Genomic DNA, 19832 nt, shown 5'->3' with positions numbered 1-19832 from the left:
TTACTTTGGACTTGGAGTAAACTATGCCGTAACTTCAAATATAGAACTAGGTCTAAACTATCTAGGAAACTTTGGCGATGAAACTATACAAAATAGTGGGTTTTTTAATGTTAAGGTTGGGTGGTAGAAGTGATTTAAGCTTGGCGTGAATCTAGATTCTGTATTCCAGCGGAATCTGCGAGATTTTAAAAGTTTAAATTCTTATAAACCTTAAGAGATTTTACAAGGATATTTTAAGAGCTAACGCTCTTAAAATCTTTTTTTAATCTATGGCAGGAAACTTCGCTTCGCTCGTTTTCCCACCCACCGCCCTTTTTATGTGAATTTTTAAACCGCTTTTTTAATAATTATTATTTTTGTCTACCAACCTTTTTTTGTGCGTGAGGCTTGTGCCTCACACGAGATTCCTAAAAATTGCTAGTTCTGTGCGAAGCACAGCACCGAAAGAAGCGTCATCGGGGTTTTTTTGGGGGGGGGATTGCGAAGCAAAGGGGGGATAAGGGGAGCGATTTCGCAATTCAAGCCCCCTTGTCCCCCCTTTACTAAACAAAACACTTAAAAACAAAGGCAAAGGTTCTATGGAAAATACGATTTTATAGGGGCTTTGCCTTTGGTAAATTTATCTTTAAGTCCTTGTCTCCCTTGAATTGAATTAGGAAAACTGGCGGAATCTAAAGAGATTCTAATTAGCCAAAACGCTCAAGTTTGCGGAATCTAAAGCGTGAACGAGGAAACGGATTCGCCTAGAACAATTATTTTAAAATGCGACAAAAGCGTTACTTTTAAACTTAGATTCGCTTAAAAATTAAAGGTTTTTTATTGGGTGGAGGGCTTCGCCCTTGATTCTGTTTATTCCGCCCACCGCCCTTTTTTTGGTGCTTCGCACGGAACTTTATTTGACGAAAAATTGCTTCGCATTTTTTACAAGATTTCCACTCACCGCCATTTTATGCAAATCTCCCACTTCTCATAAACTTTTTTAAATTCCGCACCACAAATTTATAAAATCTGCTAGAATTGCAGTCTTAAAATAGTTTTTGCTTTTTAGTTCTTAGGTTTAAGAAAAGACAATAGGGCATTACTTCTTTTGGCTTTGGCTCCAATCGGTAGCTCTAACTGGCGACTTTAAGTTGCATAAAAATCGCCAAATCTCGCCCCAAAAGGCGACAAAATTTTCAAGCACAAAGCCACACTTCCCCTATTTCTTCAATATTGCATTTCTATTTATATCAATGTTTGGAGGAATCTATGTTTAAAAAACTCTCAATTTACCCCATTTTAGCGGGTCTTGCACTTGGGATTTTGGCTCCGGTTTTAGTTAAGCTCGGCAATCCGGGCAATATGGGCGTGTGTGCGGCGTGCTTCACACGCGATATTGCTGGGGCAGTGGGGCTTCATAGTGCTGCTATCGTGCAGTATATCCGCCCTGAGATTATTGGGCTGGTTTTTGGTGCATTAGCTGCGTCGCTTCTTTTTGGGGAGTTTCGCCCTAGGAGCGGAAGCTCGCCTATGGTGCGGTTTTTCTTAGGCGTTTTTGCGATGATTGGGGCGCTGGTCTTTTTGGGTTGTCCGTGGCGAATGTGGCTTCGGCTCTCTGCTGGTGATTGGAGTGCGATAGCTGGGCTTTTTGGGCTGGTTATTGGAATCCTAATTGGAATCTTTTTCCTTAAAAAGGGCTTTAGCCTAGGGCGGAACCACCCCACAAGCAAAATCGCCGCTTTAATAATGCCACTTTTCGCCCTTGTATTGCTTATCTTACTCGCACTTGGGTTAAGCGGACAAATTAGCTTTATAAAATTTTCAAGCAGTGGTCCCGGCTCAATGCACGCACCGCTTATAATCTCGCTAATCGTGGGCTTTGGGCTTGGCATATTATTCCAAAAGAGCCGATTTTGTATGATTGCAGCAATCCGCGATGTGGTGATACTCAAAGATTCCCATATCTTGCAAGGCGTAATCGCCCTAGTAGTCGCCGCAACACTCACAAATATCGCACTTGGCTTTTTCAATCCCGGCTTCACTTCCCAGCCAATCGCACATAATGACACTATGTGGAATTTCTTGGGAATGCTCTTAGCTGGACTTGCATTCAGCCTAGCTGGGGGCTGTCCGGGGCGACAGCTCGTGCTTTCTGGCGAGGGCGATGGCGATGCTGGAATCTTCGTATTTGGATTATTATTTGGAGCGGCAATAGCTCATAATTTCGCCCTTGCAAGTTCCCCTGCTGGAATTGGGGCAAATGCTCCGTGGGCAGTATTTGTAGGGCTAATTTTCTGCGTCGCACTTGGATTTTTTGCAAGAGAAAAGCGATAAAAATTAATTTTGGGAATATGGGGGAATTAAAAAGTGGCAATATATAAAAGGCGGAACTTCAAGGCAAAGCCTTTATAAAGTCGCTTTTCCAATGGAATCTTAGTTTTTCGTTTTTAAGCGTCTTGTTTAAGAAAGGGGGGACAAGGTGGGGCTTAAATGATGATTTGCCAAAGGCAAAGGCGAAGTCGCTCCCCCTTATCCCCCCTTTGCTAACGCAATCCCCCCAAACCCCCCGACGACGCTTCTTTCGGTGTCCGTTGCTGGCGCACGGAGATTAAGAAGTTGATGAAAAATTGCTACGCAATTTTTAGAAGACATTTAAAAGAAATTTAAAAAGGCGGATTCTAAACTAGAATACCAAAAATTAAGGCGAAGGATTTTAAGATGATTTTACAAGAAACTTCGTTTTACGGGCTGTGAAGTTTCGAGCGAGGAAATAAGACTAATGGTCTATTGACGATAGCTAAGAAGCGAACTCCCGTGAAAGCACTTAAAAGCCAAGCCAAGTAATAAAAAGGATAAAAATGAAACTAGATGTTCGTGGGCTAAACTGCCCAGAGCCAGTCTTACGGCTCAAAGAGGTAATGGATAAGGGCGAAAAAAATATTGAGATAATTTGTGATTGTGGGAGTGCGGAGGAAAATATCCACCGCTTCGCATTAAGCAATGACTTTAGGGTCGCAAAAGCCAAAAATAGCGATAATTCCATAACTTACACGCTTGAAAAATAAGGCTTTACCAGCTATGGGAATCTAAACTTGCTAAATCTAGCTTGTTTGTTAGTGAAACAAATACTTTCTCGTTTTTAAAACGAAGCTTTTGCAGAAAACCTTGCTAACGCTCGTTTTACACGAAGCAACTGCTTTGATGGTCAAGGGGTAAATTTCTCTTGTCGCAAAGAGGGCTTGGCAAGAAACTTTGTTTTGCCCTACTGCGAAATAAAGACTTTAAATTCTCGATTTTTGGACGAAGTCCAAATATTCGTAGCTTTTACAAAAAGCTAACGCTTTGGTAGGTCGAGAGAGTAAAACTCCAAGTCCGCAAAGACGGATTTGCTGGGGTGCGAAATAAAAATAAAAGGATTGAAATGATTTACTTGGATAATGCCGCTACAAGCTTCCCAAAGCCCCAGTGTGTGGCGGAATCTATGCTTGACTTTACCACAAATATTGGTGCAAGTGCTGGGAGAGCGGCATATAAAAGCTCGATTAGCTCAAGTAGGCTTTTACACGCCACGCGGAGGCAAATTGCCGAATTAGTAGGCTTTAAAAATCCAAGTAGAATCTTTTTTACTTATAATGCGACCTATGCGATAAACTTCGCTCTTTACGGGATTTTAAGGCAAAATGACAAGGTGCTAATCACACAAATCGAGCATAATGCCATTATGCGACCGCTGAAATTTCTTGAATCTAGCCGAAATATCGAGCTTAGGGAGATTCCAGTAAGCCAAGATTTGAGGCTAGATTTACAAAAGGCAAGGGAGCTTGCAAAGGGTGTGCGACTAATTGCATGTGTGGGTGGCAATAATGTAACAGGGGCGATTCTCCCACTTGATGAGCTAAGGGCGATTGCAAGGGAATCTGGAGCGATTTTACTAGTCGATGCGACGCAGTTACTAGGCGTATATCCGTTTTCAAGTGATGGGATTGATATTATTTGCGGGAACGCACACAAGGGGCTTTTGGCTCCTATGGGAGTTGGATTCTGCGTGGTGGGCGAGAATGTGGAGTTTGAGAGCCTAGTTTTTGGTGGCACTGGGAGCAAAAGCTGGGAAATCACCCAGCCAAATTTTATGCCCGATAAATTTGAGAGTGGGACGCATAATATGCACGGGATTTCTGGGCTAAATTCCTCTTTGGCGTGGCTAAAAAACTACGGTATAGAAAATATTTTTAAAAAGGAAAATGAGCTTAGAACTCGCCTTGAGGTAGGCTTAAGAGGCATTCCAAAGATTAAAATTATCGAGGTTTTTAAGGGCTATCAAACTACCGGAATTTTATCTTTCACTTGCCCCAATCTCTCTAAAATGGCGGATTTGCTAGATAGGAGATTTGATATTTGCGTCCGTGCGGGGCTTCACTGCTCTCCTATGACACATAAATCTATCGGCACTTATAGCATCGATGGAAATACTACTACAAATGATAGTTATAATCTTGCTAGAAATACCAGCGAAAATCCCGCTAGAAATCTTGGGAATCTAAGTGAAAATATAGGGAATCTAGCTTGGAATCTCAGTAAAAATACCAATCAAAAAATCGCCGAAAACACCAAGAATCTTATTAAAAATATACCAAATAATACACATAAAAAAATGCTTTATAAAAATAGTGGGACGATTCGTCTTTCTCCGGGCGTTTTTACCACTAGCGAGGACATTGATTTTGCCATAGAGGCGATAAAAATAATTACAAAAGAGCTGTAAATACGCATAGAGGGGACTTAAATGAAAGGTTATATTCTAGTTTGGACTACTTTTAGTGCCTTTGAGTGTGAGCGGATTTTGGGAGGCTTGGAGTGGATTTATATCCGTTTAGTTCCTACGCCAAGGGAGTTTTCGAGTGATTGTGGGATTGCTGTCTTTTTTGAGATTATAGATGAGATGAAAGGCATAACAACAATAGAAAATATCCTAAAAGATAATAAAATTGAATATGAAATAAAGATATTAAACTAACTTTGTGTTATTATTTCATTTCATTAGTTATTCGAGAGATGGAGATTTGAGTGAAAAATATATTCATTATATTTGTTTTAGCCATTAATATTCTTTATTCAAATACACAAAATTCTTCAAATGATACTAACAATACCCAAAATAGTGAGATTGAATATAATAAAGATGTAGGACTTTTTGCTCCCGCCCAAGTTATAAAAGATTCTTATGGGGCGTTTATGATTGGGTATGAGTTGCTTAATAAACAATCTCCCAATATTGGAAGAGAGAGCAAACAAGGAATATTTTTTGCCCTTGATAAGGGTTGGAATTTTGTAGATAATGTTTTATTGTTTGGATTCTCACTTGATGGCAGTGCTGGAAGCTTTTATTCATTAAATATTAATGCAAAATTAGGTGCTAGAATCTTTGATGGAAGAATAATCCCTAGTATATCATTTGGCTATGGGCTATTAAACCATTTTGTAGGTGATACACAATATAACTTACACGGTGGAAATGGAATGATTTCATTCTTTATTGATATTATGAGGGGATTTGGACTAGAGGTTAGCTATAGAGTGGGATTACACCCATTTCGTGCCACAAAGAAAAATTCTAATATCAAGGTTGATAACATAAATGCACTTATGATAAATTTTAAATTTATAGATTTTAGTATATGAGATTCTTACACATATTTTTTATAATAATCGCCTTTCAAATAACATCATTTGCTTGTAGTGGAGATTGCACAACTTGCCATTTTAATGTTGATTATAATGATAAAAATCATAGTGTTATGCTAAATTGCAAGGTTTGTCACACTGATGAAAAACTAGCAAAACTGCAAATGCAAAGCTCGTGCGGACAAGACTGCTTTGCTTGTCATAGTGTAGAAAAAATAAATATGGTTAAAAATGAAGAGCATATTGCATTGACAAATTGTATAAGCTGCCACATCTCGCTTAAAAGCACATTGCAAGATAAATTAAACAACAACATAAATCCACTATTTAATAATAAAATTTTCAATAAAAATAGATAATCTAAAGGGTAGAACTCACCCTTTATAGATTATAAATAAAAGTTATTCAATAAGCATTATCGCTTGATTTGCGATGATTTGGGCGTCTGTATCGACATAGATTTCTTTTACCTCGCCTTCAAAATTTGCGGTGATTTCATTCTCCATTTTCATAGCCTCTACTATCGCCACCACATCGCCACTTTTGACTTTATCGCCGACTTTAACATTGATTTTAATAACCCTACCCGGCATATTTGAGCTTATATGTCCTTGAGTAGTTCCCATTACTAAATTTGATTTTTTACTATCTAAAAATTTATTATCTTGTGATACTTCATCATCTTGCTCTATAAAAACCTCTTTTAACTCACCATCAAGTCTTAGGAAAAATGGCTTTACGCCATTACTCGTATGTCCGCTACCCTCGATTTTAATAGCGTATTGTTCGCCATTTACGATGATATTAAAATCTTTTGGTAGATTCTCATTCACATTTTCAAATGTCTCGATTTCCTCCGGCTTCAAATCATTCGCATTTCGCTCATCTAAAAAGTCCTTTGCAACCTTTTCAAACATCGCATAGGAGATTATATCCGTTGGGCTAAAAGCAAAATCCTTGCTCTCCTCTTTTGCCTTTGGTAGCTCATCTTTTAGCAAATCGCCCGGTCGCTTGGTGATAAACTCCTCGCCCATTTGCTTTAATTTTTCTTTTAGCACAGGGGCGATTTCCACAGGCGTTTTCCCATAGAATCCACGCGCTAGATTCTTAGATTCCTTACTGATAGTTTTGTATCGCTCACCAGATAAGACATTTAAAACCGCTTGAGTGCCGACAATCTGCGAACTAGGCGTAACAAGTGGCGGATAGCCAAAATCTGCCCTAACGCTTGGAATCTCATCTAAAACCTCGTCCATTCTATCAAGTGCATTCTGCTCTTTTAGCTGATTTGCCATATTTGATATCATTCCACCCGGGATTTGATTGACTAACACACGCGTATCAATTAGGCTATATGCGGATTCAAACTTCTTGTATTTCTTGCGAACGCGACGCAATATCTCGGCGGCTTTTTCCATTTTTTCAATATCTAGCTTTGTATCCCATTTCGTGCCTTTTAGTGTGGCGACCATTGATTGGGTGCAAGGGTGAGAAGTCCCACTAGCAAGGGCGGAGTTACTCATATCTAATATATCAGCTCCCGCTTCGACCGCCTTTAAATGCGATGCGAATCCAAATCCAGCCGTGCTATGCGTGTGAAAAACGATTGGCACACTTACATTTTCTTTCAATGCTTTCACTAACTCATATGCATCAAATGGTGTGATAAGCCCTGCCATATCCTTTATCACAATACTATCTGCACCCATTTTCACCAGCTCTTTTGCGTATTCTACAAAACCTTTTACATTATGCACGGGGGAAACTGTGTAGCTTATCGCCCCTTGCACATGCTTATTTTGCTTTTTAACTGCCTCGATTGCTACTTTTAGATTCCTACTATCATTTAACGCATCAAAGATTCTAAATATATCAATGCCACCCTCAGCGGATAATCTCACAAACTCCCTCACCACATCATCGGCATAATGCCTATAGCCCACTAGATTCTGCCCTCGAAGTAGCATTTGCAAAGGGGTTGTTTTAAATATACTTTTAAATATAGCGAGTCGCTCAAATGGGTCTTCTTTCAAATATCTAAGGCAAGTATCATAAGTCGCCCCACCCCACACCTCAACGCTATAGAATCCAATGCTTTCAAATATCTTTGCAGCTTCTATCATATCTTCAGTTCGAACCCTAGTCGCAAGTAGCGATTGATGTCCGTCCCGCAAGGAATTTTCTGTAATTTTTATCATAGTTTTCTCCAAATTTATAAATTTAATAAAATGTGTTTTTCTTCTCTCTTACGCTTCAATTCTTCTAATCTATGTGCTTCTTTTTTTAAAAATTGTGCTATATCTTGGTAGCCATTCATTAATGCTATTTTTAATGCCGTATTACCAGAATTATCCACAGCAAAAACATCTACTCCATTTTCAAGTAAATATTCTATAACATCTATATTTCCACTATTTACAGCCCTCATTAAAACCGTAGTGTGATTATAATCCCTAGCATTAATAAAAGCATCATTTGCGATAAGATATTTTACCACTTCCAAATGCCCCTCACCAGCTGCTAACATCAACGCACTACAGCCATCATTATCAATATCATCGATATTTGCCCCGTAAGTCAATAATAATTTTACAATCTCTAAATGCCCCTTTTCAGCCGCCCAAATAAAGGCATTCCAAACATTGTTTATCGTTGGATTTAAACTAGCCCCAGAATCTAATAGATATTTCACAACCTCTAAATGCCCTTTAAAAGACGCACTCATTAAAGCTGTGTAGCCGTCATTTTTACTTGCATTGACATCTGCACCATTTTCAACTAAAAATTTCACAACCTCTAAATGCCCTTTAAAAGACGCACTCATTAAAGCTGTGTAGCCGTCATTTTTACTTGCATTGACATCTGCACCATTTTCAACTAAAAATTTCACAACCTCTAAATGCCCTTTAAAAGACGCACTCATTAAAGCTGTGTAGCCGTCATTTCGCGTGGCATTAATATTTATGCCATTTTTTACTAAATATTTAATGATATTAATATGATTAAATGACGATGCCCACATTAAAGAATTCCAAGAATTTTCATCAGATGCGTTAATATCTGCACCATTTTTATGTAAATATCTAACAATATTTAGATGATTAAAAGAGCTTGCAAGCATTAAAGCAGTTGTTCCATCATTTCGTTTTGCGTTAATATCCGCACCATTTTCAACCAAAAACTTTACAATCTCTATATAGCCCTCGCTAACTGCACTCATCAACGCAGTCCAACCATCATTATCCTGCTGGTTTATATCTATATTATAATCAAGCAATCTTTCCACTACTTCTATATTGCCACTAAGTGCTGCAAACATAAGAACAGAATAGCCATTATTTGTAACAATACGAACATTTGCGTCATTATTTAATAGGATATTCACCATCTCTAAATTGCCATCTTTTGCAGCCCACATTAATGCCGTGCAACCGTCCTCATCAGTGGAATCTATATTAATGCCATTCCCTAATAAATATTTAATACTTTGGACTTTATTATCAATAACCGCTTTTATAAACTCTTTCTCCAATACACCCACTAGGATTCTCCACTTAAAACTTAGTTGTAAGCCTTAATTATAGCTTATAATAATAAAATTCCTATAAATTTTTGCCCTATTTTAAGATTATCAAAATACATAATTTCACAATGATTTTTTAGATTCTATACCCTTTAGAATCTTTTGGACTTTTAGAATCTACAAATATCTATGAGATTTTACACCACCGCTTTATCTTGCCATTTGCGACTTTTCCAGCGATAGGCATTACACAGCCCCCTAAGCCACTCATCAAAGCAGAATCCAATCCACACCCCAACAATCCCAAATCCAAAGTGAAAACACAGAGTATATCCCACCGGTAGGCTCACTCCCAGCATAAAAATTAGCCCCATAATAAATGGAAACTTCGCATCGCCACTAGCCCGAAGAGAATTCACCATCACAATATTAAATGTCCGCCCAAGCTCCAGCACGATAGAAAGCCCAAAGAGCGGGAGCATAATCTCCCTAAAGATAGATTCCAGCCCCAACTTATCCATAATAAAATCTTTGCCAAAAAAGTTTATTAAAACCACGATTAGGGTTACAAAAAGGCTCAAATACAAAACCCGCCAAGTGTGCTTGTATGCGACATTTGTCGCCCTTGCGCCGACGAGTTTGCCGATAATTATTTCATTTGCGATACTAAATGCCGCCCCAGTTAGCATAATAAACATAGAAATTTGAAAGTAAATCGTCTGCACGCTCGCATACTCCGCCCCTAGCGAATACACAAAGGATAACGCAATAGTGTATTGAATAATCCAAATGAGATTTTCCCCAGCGGAGAATGAGCCGATTTTAAGGACTTTTTTAAGCACTTCTTTTTCTAAATTGAAAAGTTCCTTAAAGTAAATTTTGATTTTTAACCTAAAAATTAGCACGATTAAAAGTATGAAAATCGCCGCAACTCGCCCAATAATTGTCGCCAGTCCCACGCCCCAAAGCTCCCAATTCGTATAGTGAAGCGTGTAATAATTTAGCCCAACGGAGATGAAATTCATCACAAGCGAGGTGAGCGTAACAAAATACGCCATATTATACACACGCACAATCGAAGCCAAAATAATCCCCACAGCGTCGAAAAATAGGCAGATTCCAAGCATTTTAAGATAAATCGAGGCTTGGGAAAACTGCCCTTCTGGGACATTTAAAAAATGCAAGAGATTATCGCCATAAAATAGGATTATCGCCCCACAGACAAATCCCAAAAGTGCGTTTAAAAATAGGCTTTGGTGCATCGCCTTTTTAGCTAGATTAAAGTCCCTAGCTCCCAACGCTTGGGCGATAACCACACTACAACCCACGCTTAAAAAGCTAAAAATGGTGATAAATAAATCTAGTATTTGATTCCCCGCACCCATCGAGCCAACGAGATATGCGGAGTGCTGGGAGACCATATAAGTATTTAGCATAAGCGAGGAAAATCGCAAAAACATATCAAGGAAAATCGGCACTACGAGGGCTTTGAGACTGAGTTGCTTTGACAAAAATACTCCTAAAATATTTGAATTTAGACTTTGTTTTAGGGCTGTATTTTAGCCAAGAAAACTTTTAAAAAAATTAGATTGCCTAGCAAGATTACAGCGGTAATTTCTAACTAATTTTATGCGCTTTAATGCAAAAAAATATTTTTTTTGATAATATTCCTTTAAAAATTTTAGAGGCTTTTAGTTGGCTCAAAATTTGATGGAATCTTAAAGATTCTAAAGTAAAATTTGTAAAAATAGCTAGAAAAGGGATTTGAGAATTTTGAAAAAAATAAGTATAAATAATTATAAAATCTCCATAATCACAGCTACGCTAAACTCAGAGCCAACCATAAAAAACACCCTAGAATCCGTGCTTAGCCAAGATTATAATAATATCGAGCATATTATAATCGATGGCAAAAGTAGCGATTTGACCCTAGAAATCATTCAATCTTATCGCCCAAAATATGAGGCAAAAAATATCACCCTAAAAATTTTTAGCCAAAAAGATAGCGGAATCTATGAGGCATTTAACCGCGGGATTAACGCGTCTAGCGGGGATTTGCTAGGATTTTTAAACTCTGATGATTATTTTGCAAGTTCTAATATTTTAAGCCTTATAAATTGGGCGTTTAATAAGCCAGTGGCAAAAAGCGTGGAATCCATATGTGCGAATTTGGAGTATGTGGATTGTGTAAATGTGGGGGGTTTGGCGGAAACTATAGATTCTACGAATTCCAAGAATCTAGATTCGGCGAATCTTACAAGTTTCCAAATCTCCCAAGATTCCACAAAATCTCCCAAGATTCTCCGCCAAATTAAGGGTCAAAATCTAAATTTTAGCGATTTTAAAAAGGGCTTACACCCCGCCCACCCGACATTTTATGTAAAAAAAGAGATTTTTGAGAAATTTGGCGGATTTAATCCAAGCTATAAAATCGCTGGGGATTATGAGCTGATGCTACGATTTTTAGCAAAAAATAAAATAAACAATATGTATATCGATGAAAATTTTATAAAAATGCAATTAGGTGGAATCTCCAATCAAAACCTAAAAAATATCTATAAGGCAAATGTGGAATGCCTCCGTGCGTGGCGGGAAAATGACATGCAAATCTCGCCTCTTTTTATTCTCCTAAAACCGCTTAGAAAACTAAAAGAAATCAATGTTTTTGCATATATTAAATATATGATTGGGGGGGGGGACAGCTAGATTCTAGCCTTTTATCGCATTTCAACTACACTTTAAATTTACTATTTTTTAATCTCTTTTATCCATTTAACCCGCTTTTTTCTAGCTCCAATTATCGCTTAAGAAAAGTCAAAATATGACTCCGCAAAATATAAATTTGGATTTAAAGCCGAGATTTTATCTGCTAGGCAAAAACGATAATAAAAATCCAAAATCAATCCCCCTTGACACACTCCAAAAATGGCATAATAGCGGGGCTATTAGCTATCTAGGCGAGAGCAATGATGTAAGGGAGTTTATAAAACTTGCCTCCGCCGTAGTTTTGCCTAGCTTTTATAAAGAGGGTGTTCCTAGGGTTTTACTAGAAGCACTTGCTATGGGAAAGCCCATAATTACGACAGATATGAGCGGGTGCAGAGATTTAATCACTATTTCGGGGGATTTAGAGGGAGATTTGGATTCCAAAGATTCGCCGGATTCCCACGATTCCACCCACTTGAAAATTACGCAAGATTCTAAAGATTCCCAAGATTCTAGCGTTATTATAGGCGAAAATGGCTTTCTAATCGCCCCAAATAGCATTAAGGCACTTTATAACTCTATCGTTAGATTTATGCAAACAAATACAGCTAAAATGGCAGAATCTGCCCTAAATGAGGCAAAAAAATACGACCAAAATATTATTATAAATATCTATCATAAAAAGATTTCCGCCCAGCTTAAAAGCCCACAAATTACGGAATCTACAAAAGCAACACAAGCCACACAGCCCACACAGAAAAATTTGAAAAATCCAAATTTCGCGAATCTAGATTCCGTCCGCTCAAAAGATTCCACAGATTCCACACAAGATTCTATAAATGCAGATTCCCCGGATTCCACGCACGATTCTAAGCCAAAAATCCTTTTTATCTCCAATTCTTGCTTTGGTATGTGGAATTTCCGCTTAAAAGCGTTGCAAAATATCGCAAAAAGCGGCTATGAAATCCACATTATCGCCCCATTTGACGCAAGTGCAGAAAATCTCAAAAACGAGGGCTTTATGCTCTATGATATTTTTATCGACCCAAAGAGCTTAAATCCGCTTAAAGATTTGCGATTTTTCCGCTCTCTAAGGGCGATGATACGCCAAATCCGCCCAAATCTAATTTTTAGCTACACCATTAAGCCCGTGATTTATGGCTCATTTATTGCAAATCGCCTAAAAATCCCAAATATCGCCGTAACTACGGGGCTTGGCTATGTGTTTATCCCAAGTGGGATTTTCAAAAAAATCCTAAAAAATATCGTTGTTTGGCTCTATAAACACGCACTTAAAGGCACAAATGAAGTGTGGTTTTTAAATAAAGATGATAGGGAGGAGTTTATAAAATCCAAAATCATAGAGCCAAGTAAAAGCTTTATTTTGCCTAGTGAGGGCGTGGATTTGGAGCATTTTAGGGCGGATTTCAAGCCAAAAAGTGATTTCAAGCCACAAAATCAAGCCCAAGAGGAATACCTAAATAATCCCCCAAAAGATGGCGAGATCAGATTCTTGCTTATTGCTAGAATGCTCTGGGATAAGGGCGTGGGCGAGTTTGTCGAGGTGGCAAAAATGTTTGAGAGAGAATCTGCTAATAGCGAAAAATCTCGCATAGGGGGGGGGCAGAGATATTATAGAATAAGATTCTACCTACTAGGCAAAAGTGATGCGAAAAATCCACAAGCAATCCCAGCCGAAACTCTCCAAAAGTGGCATAATAGCGGGGCTGTGAGCTATCTAGGTGAAACAAGCGATGTAAGGGAGTTTATAAAACTTGCCTCCGCCGTAGTTTTGCCTAGCTATAGGGAGGGCGTGGCGATTAGCCTACTAGAATCTATGGCGATGGAAACGCCAATAATCACCACAAATGCGATTGGCTGTAAGGAGCTCGTGCGAAACTACCCTAATCAAAGCGAAATCAATGGCAATCTTAATAAAATAAATGGATTTTTATGTGAGGTGGGCGATACAAACTCGCTAAAAACTGCTCTAGATTCCTTTATCGCCCATCAAAATAAGCCCATTTTGGGGGAAAACGCAAGGGAATTTGCCAAAAAATTTGATATAAACAACACAATTAAAATCTACCAAAATACGATAGATGTGCTAATAGCTGGGGGGGGCTATGAGCTAAGATTCCGCTTATGTATTCTTAGCCTACAAAGCAGTAACAACGTCAAATGGCGACTTGAGTGACTTGATAAATACCACAGCCACCTTGAGTGCCGACTTGACCCACACAGCCAACACACCGACCAGAGCCAAAACCAAACTTCTACTAGATATTTAAAACAAACTACATTGTTAACTTACTCGGCGGTTTTAAATGTCGCCTAGATTTTCCATAATAATCCCCACGCATAATGTGGAAAAATACATCGCTCGTTGCGTTGAAAGCTGCGTCAATCAAACTTTTATGGACATTGAAATTATTATCGTTGATGACTGTGGGGCGGATAATTCAATCTCAATCGCCCAAAATTACGCCAAAAGCGACCCGCGCGTAAAAATTATCCGCAATCCCAAGAATCTAGGTCGTTTCCACGCTAGGATAAGTGGTATAAATAACGCAAAAGGGCAGTATTTGCTATTCCTTGACGCCGATGATTTCATGGCGTTAAATACCTGCGAGTTGCTAGAATCTAAAATCCAAAATGAGATTTTAAGCTCCCAAACTCCGCCTGATATAGTGCATTTTAAGAGCGATTTTGTGGATAACAAAAATAGCTCAGCACTTGCCTATATTTTACATAAGATTCGCTATTTGCTCCCTACAAGATTTAGCAAATCCAAGCTTGAAAATACGCAAATCGCACATAATTTTTTCCTATCTAGCTATCATTTTCCTAAATTTACACTATGGGATAAGGCGTATAGAAAAGAGCTTGTGAGAAAGGCGGTGGGACTTTTGGAATGCGTGGAAAATCCGCTAAATATGGGCGAAGATATGCTGACATTTTTTGTGATTGCCCTTTTGGCAAAAAAGTATGTCAGCGTGGAATCTCGGCTCTATAAGTATTGCCTAAACGCCACTTCTATTACCAAAGATAACTCTAAGGAAAATATCTTAAAGCGGCAAAATGATATGACCTATGTCTGCGAGATTTTAGCGAAGCTAGGGCAAAATGAGCGGCTAAAAGAGCATAGGGAGTGCGAGAAAATCATCGCTAGAATTACTAATAATCTAAAATCGCTGATAATTTTAGAGGAGCGATTTGGAGCGGAAAATGGCAAGAGCCTCTATCTAAAAAAATGCGCTAAATCGCTAAAATACTGGAATCGCAATTTGACTTACTTGCGGATTCTAGCCTATATAGTGAGCTTTAGAAAAATAAAGATATAAGCATATAGGGCGAGGATAGTCATTATTAAATTTTAGGTTTAACCCAAGCAAAGCGGATTTTTGAAAATCTTTTTCAAAATCACCCCCAAAATTATTTTCACTGCATTAAACCCCAAATGTGGTCGATACGAAAGAAATCCAGCGGGAAAGTCTCTATATCACGCCCATATGCGAAAATATCAGGGGCGATGATGATTTTATTTGGATTTGGATTGATGTAGCTCGCCCAAGTGCTAAAGGTAGAATTTGCGATGATTTGGTGCTTACAGGCACTCATTAGGGTTAGCTCAAAAGCCGCATTTGAGGCGGAGTTAATGTCTACTATGGTGTAATTTGGGGTGTAATTTTGTGTGTGATTTGGGGCGTTGTTTGGGGTGGATTCTGCGGACTTTTCGTGTGAGTTTGTGGAATCTTGGGAATCTTTTGGACTTTTAGAAATTGATAAGTTTGTGGAATCTTTGGGACTTGTGGAATCTTGGGGATTTATAGAATCTTGTGAGTTCGTAGAATCTGCGGAATCTAAGCCCATTAAGCCAACGAAATGGTTTTTAACAAAATCTATGTCGTTGCTAAAGATAAAGAAATGTGGTGTGGAATCTACGAAATCTTGTGCTTTTTTAGATTCTTCGCATTGAGCGAGATTTTTGGATTTGATGGATTCTGCAAGTTTAATAAGTTCGTCGTATTGAGCGGATTCTTTAGTGAAGTTTTTTAGATTTTTGCAATTGCTAGATTCTGCGTTTATAATCTCGCTAGATTCGCGACCCCCCCCCATTTATATTAGCCCTATTTAATGGCACATTTTGTAGATTGGTAGCTAGATTTAGCGACGAATTCGCCCCACTTAACGCCATTTGCTCGGCTATCTTTTCACGCATTAGCTCAATTGCTCTTTTGTAGTATGTCGCCCCGAGCTTGGCGTATTGGTGGATATTTGCGTAGTCGCCTCGGCGGATATGGAGCGCCACAGAGTTTTTGCAATTATTGATTTTTGCCAACATTGCCAGATTTTCGTCGTTCATCGGTGTTTTTAGCCTAAATTGCGGGATTTCCATATCGCCCACAAACCCCGTTTTGCTATAGAGTTTATAGCTACCAAAATATCCCTTTACATAGGAGTTATCGGGGATTTCAAGCATTTTTGGACTATAGGCTATTTGGCTAAAATCCAAGTAGTTTTTAGGCGTCAAACAAAGGCGAGAGAGTCGTAATTTCCCCATTATTTTATTAAATACATATCGTATTTTATCTCCAAAAGGCAGGAATCTAATCATTTTAAGATGATTAAAATTCACCAACTCCAAGTCATTCTCAAATCTTAATAGCTCCAAGTCCCTCGCCTCACGCCCATCGCAATCAATACCATGCCTATCATACCAACTTACATCAAGCGCGACCTTGTAGCCATACCTCTTTTCTATCATTTTGGCAAAGCTATAGATATAGAGCTGATTGCCAAGCCCACCCACAAGCTCAAATACGACCATTTATCCCCCTTTTGTTTTAAAGTTTTTAGCTTCCGCCTTTTAAAATTGCTTGAATTTTAGCTTAATTTTGGCTTTTATCGCCTCATACTGCTCGTCTTTTAAAAATTTTAAAGCGATTTTTCGCCCCATATAGATACATTTCCAGCCTAAGTTTAGGCTCACTTCACGCATTCCTTTTGATTTTAAGAGTTTTAGGGCTTTATTCATTTTTTGTAAATTTTCATCATTTTTATGGATAGATTCTGCTCCCTTGCCGTATTCTAGCCCTTTTATGGAGCTTAGGAACTCATCTTTATCCTGCGGTGGGACAAAAGAGCTGATATTTAGATATTTCTTCAAGCTAAAGGAGAGATAGGCGTCTTCGCCCACACTACGCATTTTATAAAACTCATTTGAGCCAATCCACATCACCCCCAAATAATCCTTTTTCAAAAACCAGCTATGCCCCACAAAATCGACTTTCTTAGTCCGCTTATTTCGCACAGAAAAAGGCGGACTATCCAACCAGCCGATAGTCCTATGTGCCAAGTCAAAGGGGTATTTCGCCAAGTCGCTTGATAAAATCCCAACGCCACCATAAAGCCCATCTTTTCTCAAGCTCTCATAATGGCAGTTTTCAAGCCACCGGTGGGCTGGTATCGTATCATCGTCAAAAAAGCAAATATATTCGCCCTTTGCTAATAGCCCCGCACTAAATCGCCCCCATACGCCGACATTTTTCCGCACTTTTATAATATTATCAAAGGCAGAATCTAGGGTGGAAATATCAAAAATATTGTGAGATTCTATAGAATCCATTTTAGATTCTTGGCTAGATTCCGCACTAGATTCGCTCCCAGATTCCAAACTAGATTCCACAGATTCCCCACGAGATTCTACGCTAGATTCCACCGGCATATCGCAAAATAATATCAATTCACTTGGTTTTAAGCTTTGATTTAAAAGTGCTTCGACTTGCTCTCTTAGATATTCCCCACGCTTATAAAGTGTCAAAACCACGCTTACATCGCATTTCAAATCCTCATACATATAGCAGTTTCGCGACCCAAAAATCGAGTGTTTATCTTGGTATGGGCGAGTTTGCCGCTCCACATAGTAGCTATCAATGGCACTTCCAAAATCCACATAGGTATTTTTTGGATTCCACAAAAATAGATTTTTGATGATTGGAGAGCTTATAGGACCCGCACTCACCGCAAATAAAAGGTCGCTAGAATCCGCAAAATCTCGCTTGATAGATACAATCATCGCCTCCGCTTCGCTCTCCCAAAAGCTCACACAATCATCGCTAATTTTATAATGTTTTAGTATATTTAGATGCCCGATTTTTGCTCCACTTGCGGAGTAATTAGCAATTAACACTGCGTCTTTTTTGATTTTCTCAAAGCTATTTTTAAAGCGGGGGAAATTCACATTTACCCAAAGATTTGCAAAAGTTTTATTTGGATTTTTAATGCGACTTTCATACCAATAATACGCCTCTTTATCGCAGCACGGGCAGGAAATCCCATAGAAAAATAGCGGATTTTCCACATTTAGAGAATCTAAAAGGTCGCTTCCAAGTTTCGTAATATGGCTAGGCGACTTCCAAGATTCTTGCGTGGATAGGCTTTTACCCTGCATTAAAGCTCTCTCACCATCTCCATTTCTAACAAGTGCAAAATTCTCTCCCTTTAAAATCTTATCTATAAAAAAATCCATTTCTTTGTCTAATCGCCTTAAGCTTCTCCCCCTAAGATAGGGATTTGTAAGCTTTGAAGTAAGGAGAAAATTATACAAATGATTAATCAAAACATAGCAGATTCTAAATCTATAGATATATTTAATGAAATTTTTCAGTTTTTGCCGAATTGTTTGCAAGATTTTCCTTTAAGATTCCACTAGATTTTGGTTTTAGAGCCTAAAAAGTGTGTTTAGAAAAAGATTCTAGCATATAAATTTTTTAATTAGAAAAAATAGGATTTTTAAAATCATTTTGTTTAGCTTTCCGCCACTCTCAAAGCCCATATTTCCCGCCCAATTGCTATTTAAAATCACCCCAATATATTGTGATTTTAAATGCTCTAAATTTCGCGAAGACAGCCTATCTAGTGCGTATTCCGCTTTTGTATGATACATCTTAAAAAATGGCTCAATTTGAACTTCCTTAATCAATTTACACTTTTGAAAATATGCACTATACCAGCTAAATTCAAATGGCGAAATCGCCATTAAATCGGCATATGTAAGGTGATTTTTCTCCATAATTTCACTTTTAAAACTGCGTAAGATTTTGCTAGAAAAAATCTGACTATTATGACAAGTGCGAAGTCGTAAATCCGCCAAATCAATAAAGTCAAAAATCCGCTTAATGCCCCTAAGTCGCTCTTTTGCAAAAGCTTCATAATAGCTAGTTGAATGCAAATCCTTATCTTGGCAAAGCACGATATAGGGCGTCAAACTATCAGCAAAAAAGTCCGCCATACCAAAATCACGGATAAAAATCGTATCGCTATCAATGCAAAGATAATGCTCTGCAATATTGCTTTCAAAAAATGCAAGTTTGGCAATCTCTTGGTTTAGATAGCCCGCTTTTAGGGAGTTTGGGGGCGAATGTGTGATTAAATAATCCTTGGCAAAGTCGCTATCAAGGATAATTTTAATATTGCTATTTTCATATTGTTTAAAATCTTGCAAAATATTTAAGAATGCAGTTTGTAATGCTAAAGTGGCGGAATGTGGCTTAGAATCTAGATTTATAGTAGAATCTTGGCTAGAATCTATATTGATATTTGGGGCAGAATCTGCATAGTTGGCAGAATCTAGCTTAGAAATATTAATATTTGGAGTGGAATCTTGATTTTTAACGCTATTTAGTGGATTTGGCGGATTCTCTAACTTCTTCTGCCCCCCCCCATTTGATACAATCTCTATATCATTTTTTGCTTCCGCTTGGAGTTCTGTTTTAATTCTTGGCTCAGCGTAGATTCTCTCATCTTGCAAGGCGATTATAAAAGGGATATTTTCCCTATTGTGGCGATTAAAACTCTCAATCATTCTAGTAAAATTCCTAAAATCTTTTGCATAAGTTACGCAAAAAAAGCAAAATTTTTGCATATTTCCCCTTTTTGA

Annotated in this window: 16 protein-coding genes; 9 read left to right on the top strand and 7 right to left on the bottom strand. The window is 38.3% G+C overall.

Annotation, left to right across the window (positions count from 1 at the left end; genetic code table 11):
- Nucleotides 1-1248 precede the first annotated feature (1248 nt).
- The 6 genes from yedE (at nucleotide 1249) to CCY99_RS07485 (ending at nucleotide 6020) form a co-directional block, all read left to right on the top strand.
- On the top strand, nucleotides 1249-2313 hold the full coding sequence (gene yedE, locus CCY99_RS07510; RefSeq protein ID WP_112060798.1) for a YedE family putative selenium transporter: 1065 nt from the start codon (nucleotides 1249-1251) through the stop codon (nucleotides 2311-2313).
- A gap of 524 nt (nucleotides 2314-2837) precedes the next feature.
- Nucleotides 2838-3044, top strand: coding sequence for a sulfurtransferase TusA family protein (locus CCY99_RS07505; protein WP_112060797.1), 207 nt, complete (start codon nucleotides 2838-2840; stop codon nucleotides 3042-3044).
- 356 nt (nucleotides 3045-3400) lie between these two features.
- Nucleotides 3401-4741 carry an aminotransferase class V-fold PLP-dependent enzyme gene (locus tag CCY99_RS07500; RefSeq protein ID WP_112060796.1) on the top strand — a complete coding sequence of 447 codons (1341 nt, stop codon included), beginning with the start codon at nucleotides 3401-3403 and terminating at the stop codon, nucleotides 4739-4741.
- A gap of 21 nt (nucleotides 4742-4762) precedes the next feature.
- A complete protein-coding gene (locus CCY99_RS07495) occupies nucleotides 4763-4993 on the top strand; it encodes a DUF3343 domain-containing protein (RefSeq protein ID WP_112060795.1) in 231 nt (76 codons plus the stop codon).
- Between the two features lie 50 nt (nucleotides 4994-5043).
- A complete protein-coding gene (locus CCY99_RS07490; RefSeq protein WP_112060794.1) occupies nucleotides 5044-5658 on the top strand; it encodes a hypothetical protein in 615 nt (204 codons plus the stop codon).
- Nucleotides 5655-6020 (top strand): hypothetical protein, encoded by a 366-nt coding sequence (locus CCY99_RS07485; RefSeq protein WP_112060793.1) that lies wholly within the window; start codon nucleotides 5655-5657, stop codon nucleotides 6018-6020. Before CCY99_RS07490 ends, CCY99_RS07485 begins: the two co-directional genes overlap by 4 nt.
- A gap of 42 nt (nucleotides 6021-6062) precedes the next feature.
- Here the strand turns inward: CCY99_RS07485 and CCY99_RS07480 are convergent, their stop codons facing one another.
- From CCY99_RS07480 to CCY99_RS07470, 3 genes are all read right to left on the bottom strand, one after another.
- A complete protein-coding gene (locus CCY99_RS07480; protein WP_112060792.1) occupies nucleotides 6063-7859 on the bottom strand; it encodes a pyruvate/oxaloacetate carboxyltransferase in 1797 nt (598 codons plus the stop codon).
- A 14-nt stretch (nucleotides 7860-7873) separates the two neighbouring features.
- Nucleotides 7874-9202: an ankyrin repeat domain-containing protein gene (locus CCY99_RS07475; protein WP_181646890.1), complete on the bottom strand. Its 1329-nt coding sequence runs from the start codon at nucleotides 9200-9202 to the stop codon at nucleotides 7874-7876.
- Between the two features lie 179 nt (nucleotides 9203-9381).
- A complete protein-coding gene (locus CCY99_RS07470; protein WP_258443861.1) occupies nucleotides 9382-10695 on the bottom strand; it encodes an MATE family efflux transporter in 1314 nt (437 codons plus the stop codon).
- A 262-nt stretch (nucleotides 10696-10957) separates the two neighbouring features.
- On the opposite strand from CCY99_RS07470, the gene CCY99_RS07465 reads away from it, so the two are divergent.
- From CCY99_RS07465 to CCY99_RS07455, 3 genes are all read left to right on the top strand, one after another.
- Nucleotides 10958-11890, top strand: a complete 933-nt coding sequence (locus CCY99_RS07465) for a glycosyltransferase family 2 protein (RefSeq protein ID WP_181646889.1) — start codon at nucleotides 10958-10960, stop codon at nucleotides 11888-11890.
- A gap of 115 nt (nucleotides 11891-12005) precedes the next feature.
- On the top strand, nucleotides 12006-14087 hold the full coding sequence (locus tag CCY99_RS07460) for a glycosyltransferase (protein WP_112060789.1): 2082 nt from the start codon (nucleotides 12006-12008) through the stop codon (nucleotides 14085-14087).
- A 130-nt stretch (nucleotides 14088-14217) separates the two neighbouring features.
- A complete protein-coding gene (locus tag CCY99_RS07455) occupies nucleotides 14218-15234 on the top strand; it encodes a glycosyltransferase family 2 protein (protein ID WP_112060788.1) in 1017 nt (338 codons plus the stop codon).
- Nucleotides 15235-15331: 97 nt separating this feature from the next.
- Here CCY99_RS07455 and CCY99_RS07450 read toward each other — a convergent pair whose 3' ends face one another.
- The 4 genes from CCY99_RS07450 to CCY99_RS07435 form a co-directional block, all read right to left on the bottom strand.
- Nucleotides 15332-16009, bottom strand: coding sequence for an alpha-1,2-fucosyltransferase (locus CCY99_RS07450; protein ID WP_112060787.1), 678 nt, complete (start codon nucleotides 16007-16009; stop codon nucleotides 15332-15334).
- Entirely contained in the window at nucleotides 15987-16721 is a 735-nt protein-coding gene (locus CCY99_RS07445; protein WP_112060786.1) for a hypothetical protein, read from the bottom strand. Before CCY99_RS07445 ends, CCY99_RS07450 begins: the two co-directional genes overlap by 23 nt.
- 39 nt (nucleotides 16722-16760) lie before the next feature.
- Nucleotides 16761-18422, bottom strand: a complete 1662-nt coding sequence (locus CCY99_RS07440) for a glycosyltransferase family A protein (protein WP_146744955.1) — start codon at nucleotides 18420-18422, stop codon at nucleotides 16761-16763.
- A 225-nt stretch (nucleotides 18423-18647) separates the two neighbouring features.
- Nucleotides 18648-19817, bottom strand: coding sequence for a hypothetical protein (locus CCY99_RS07435; protein ID WP_112060784.1), 1170 nt, complete (start codon nucleotides 19815-19817; stop codon nucleotides 18648-18650).
- Between the last annotated feature and the right edge of the window lie 15 nt (nucleotides 19818-19832).

This window comes from Helicobacter sp. 16-1353 (assembly GCF_003288815.1).
Lineage (GTDB): Bacteria > Campylobacterota > Campylobacteria > Campylobacterales > Helicobacteraceae > NHYM01.
The sequence above is the reverse complement of the archived record's forward strand: the minus strand, read 5'-3'. Positions and strand labels throughout refer to the sequence as shown.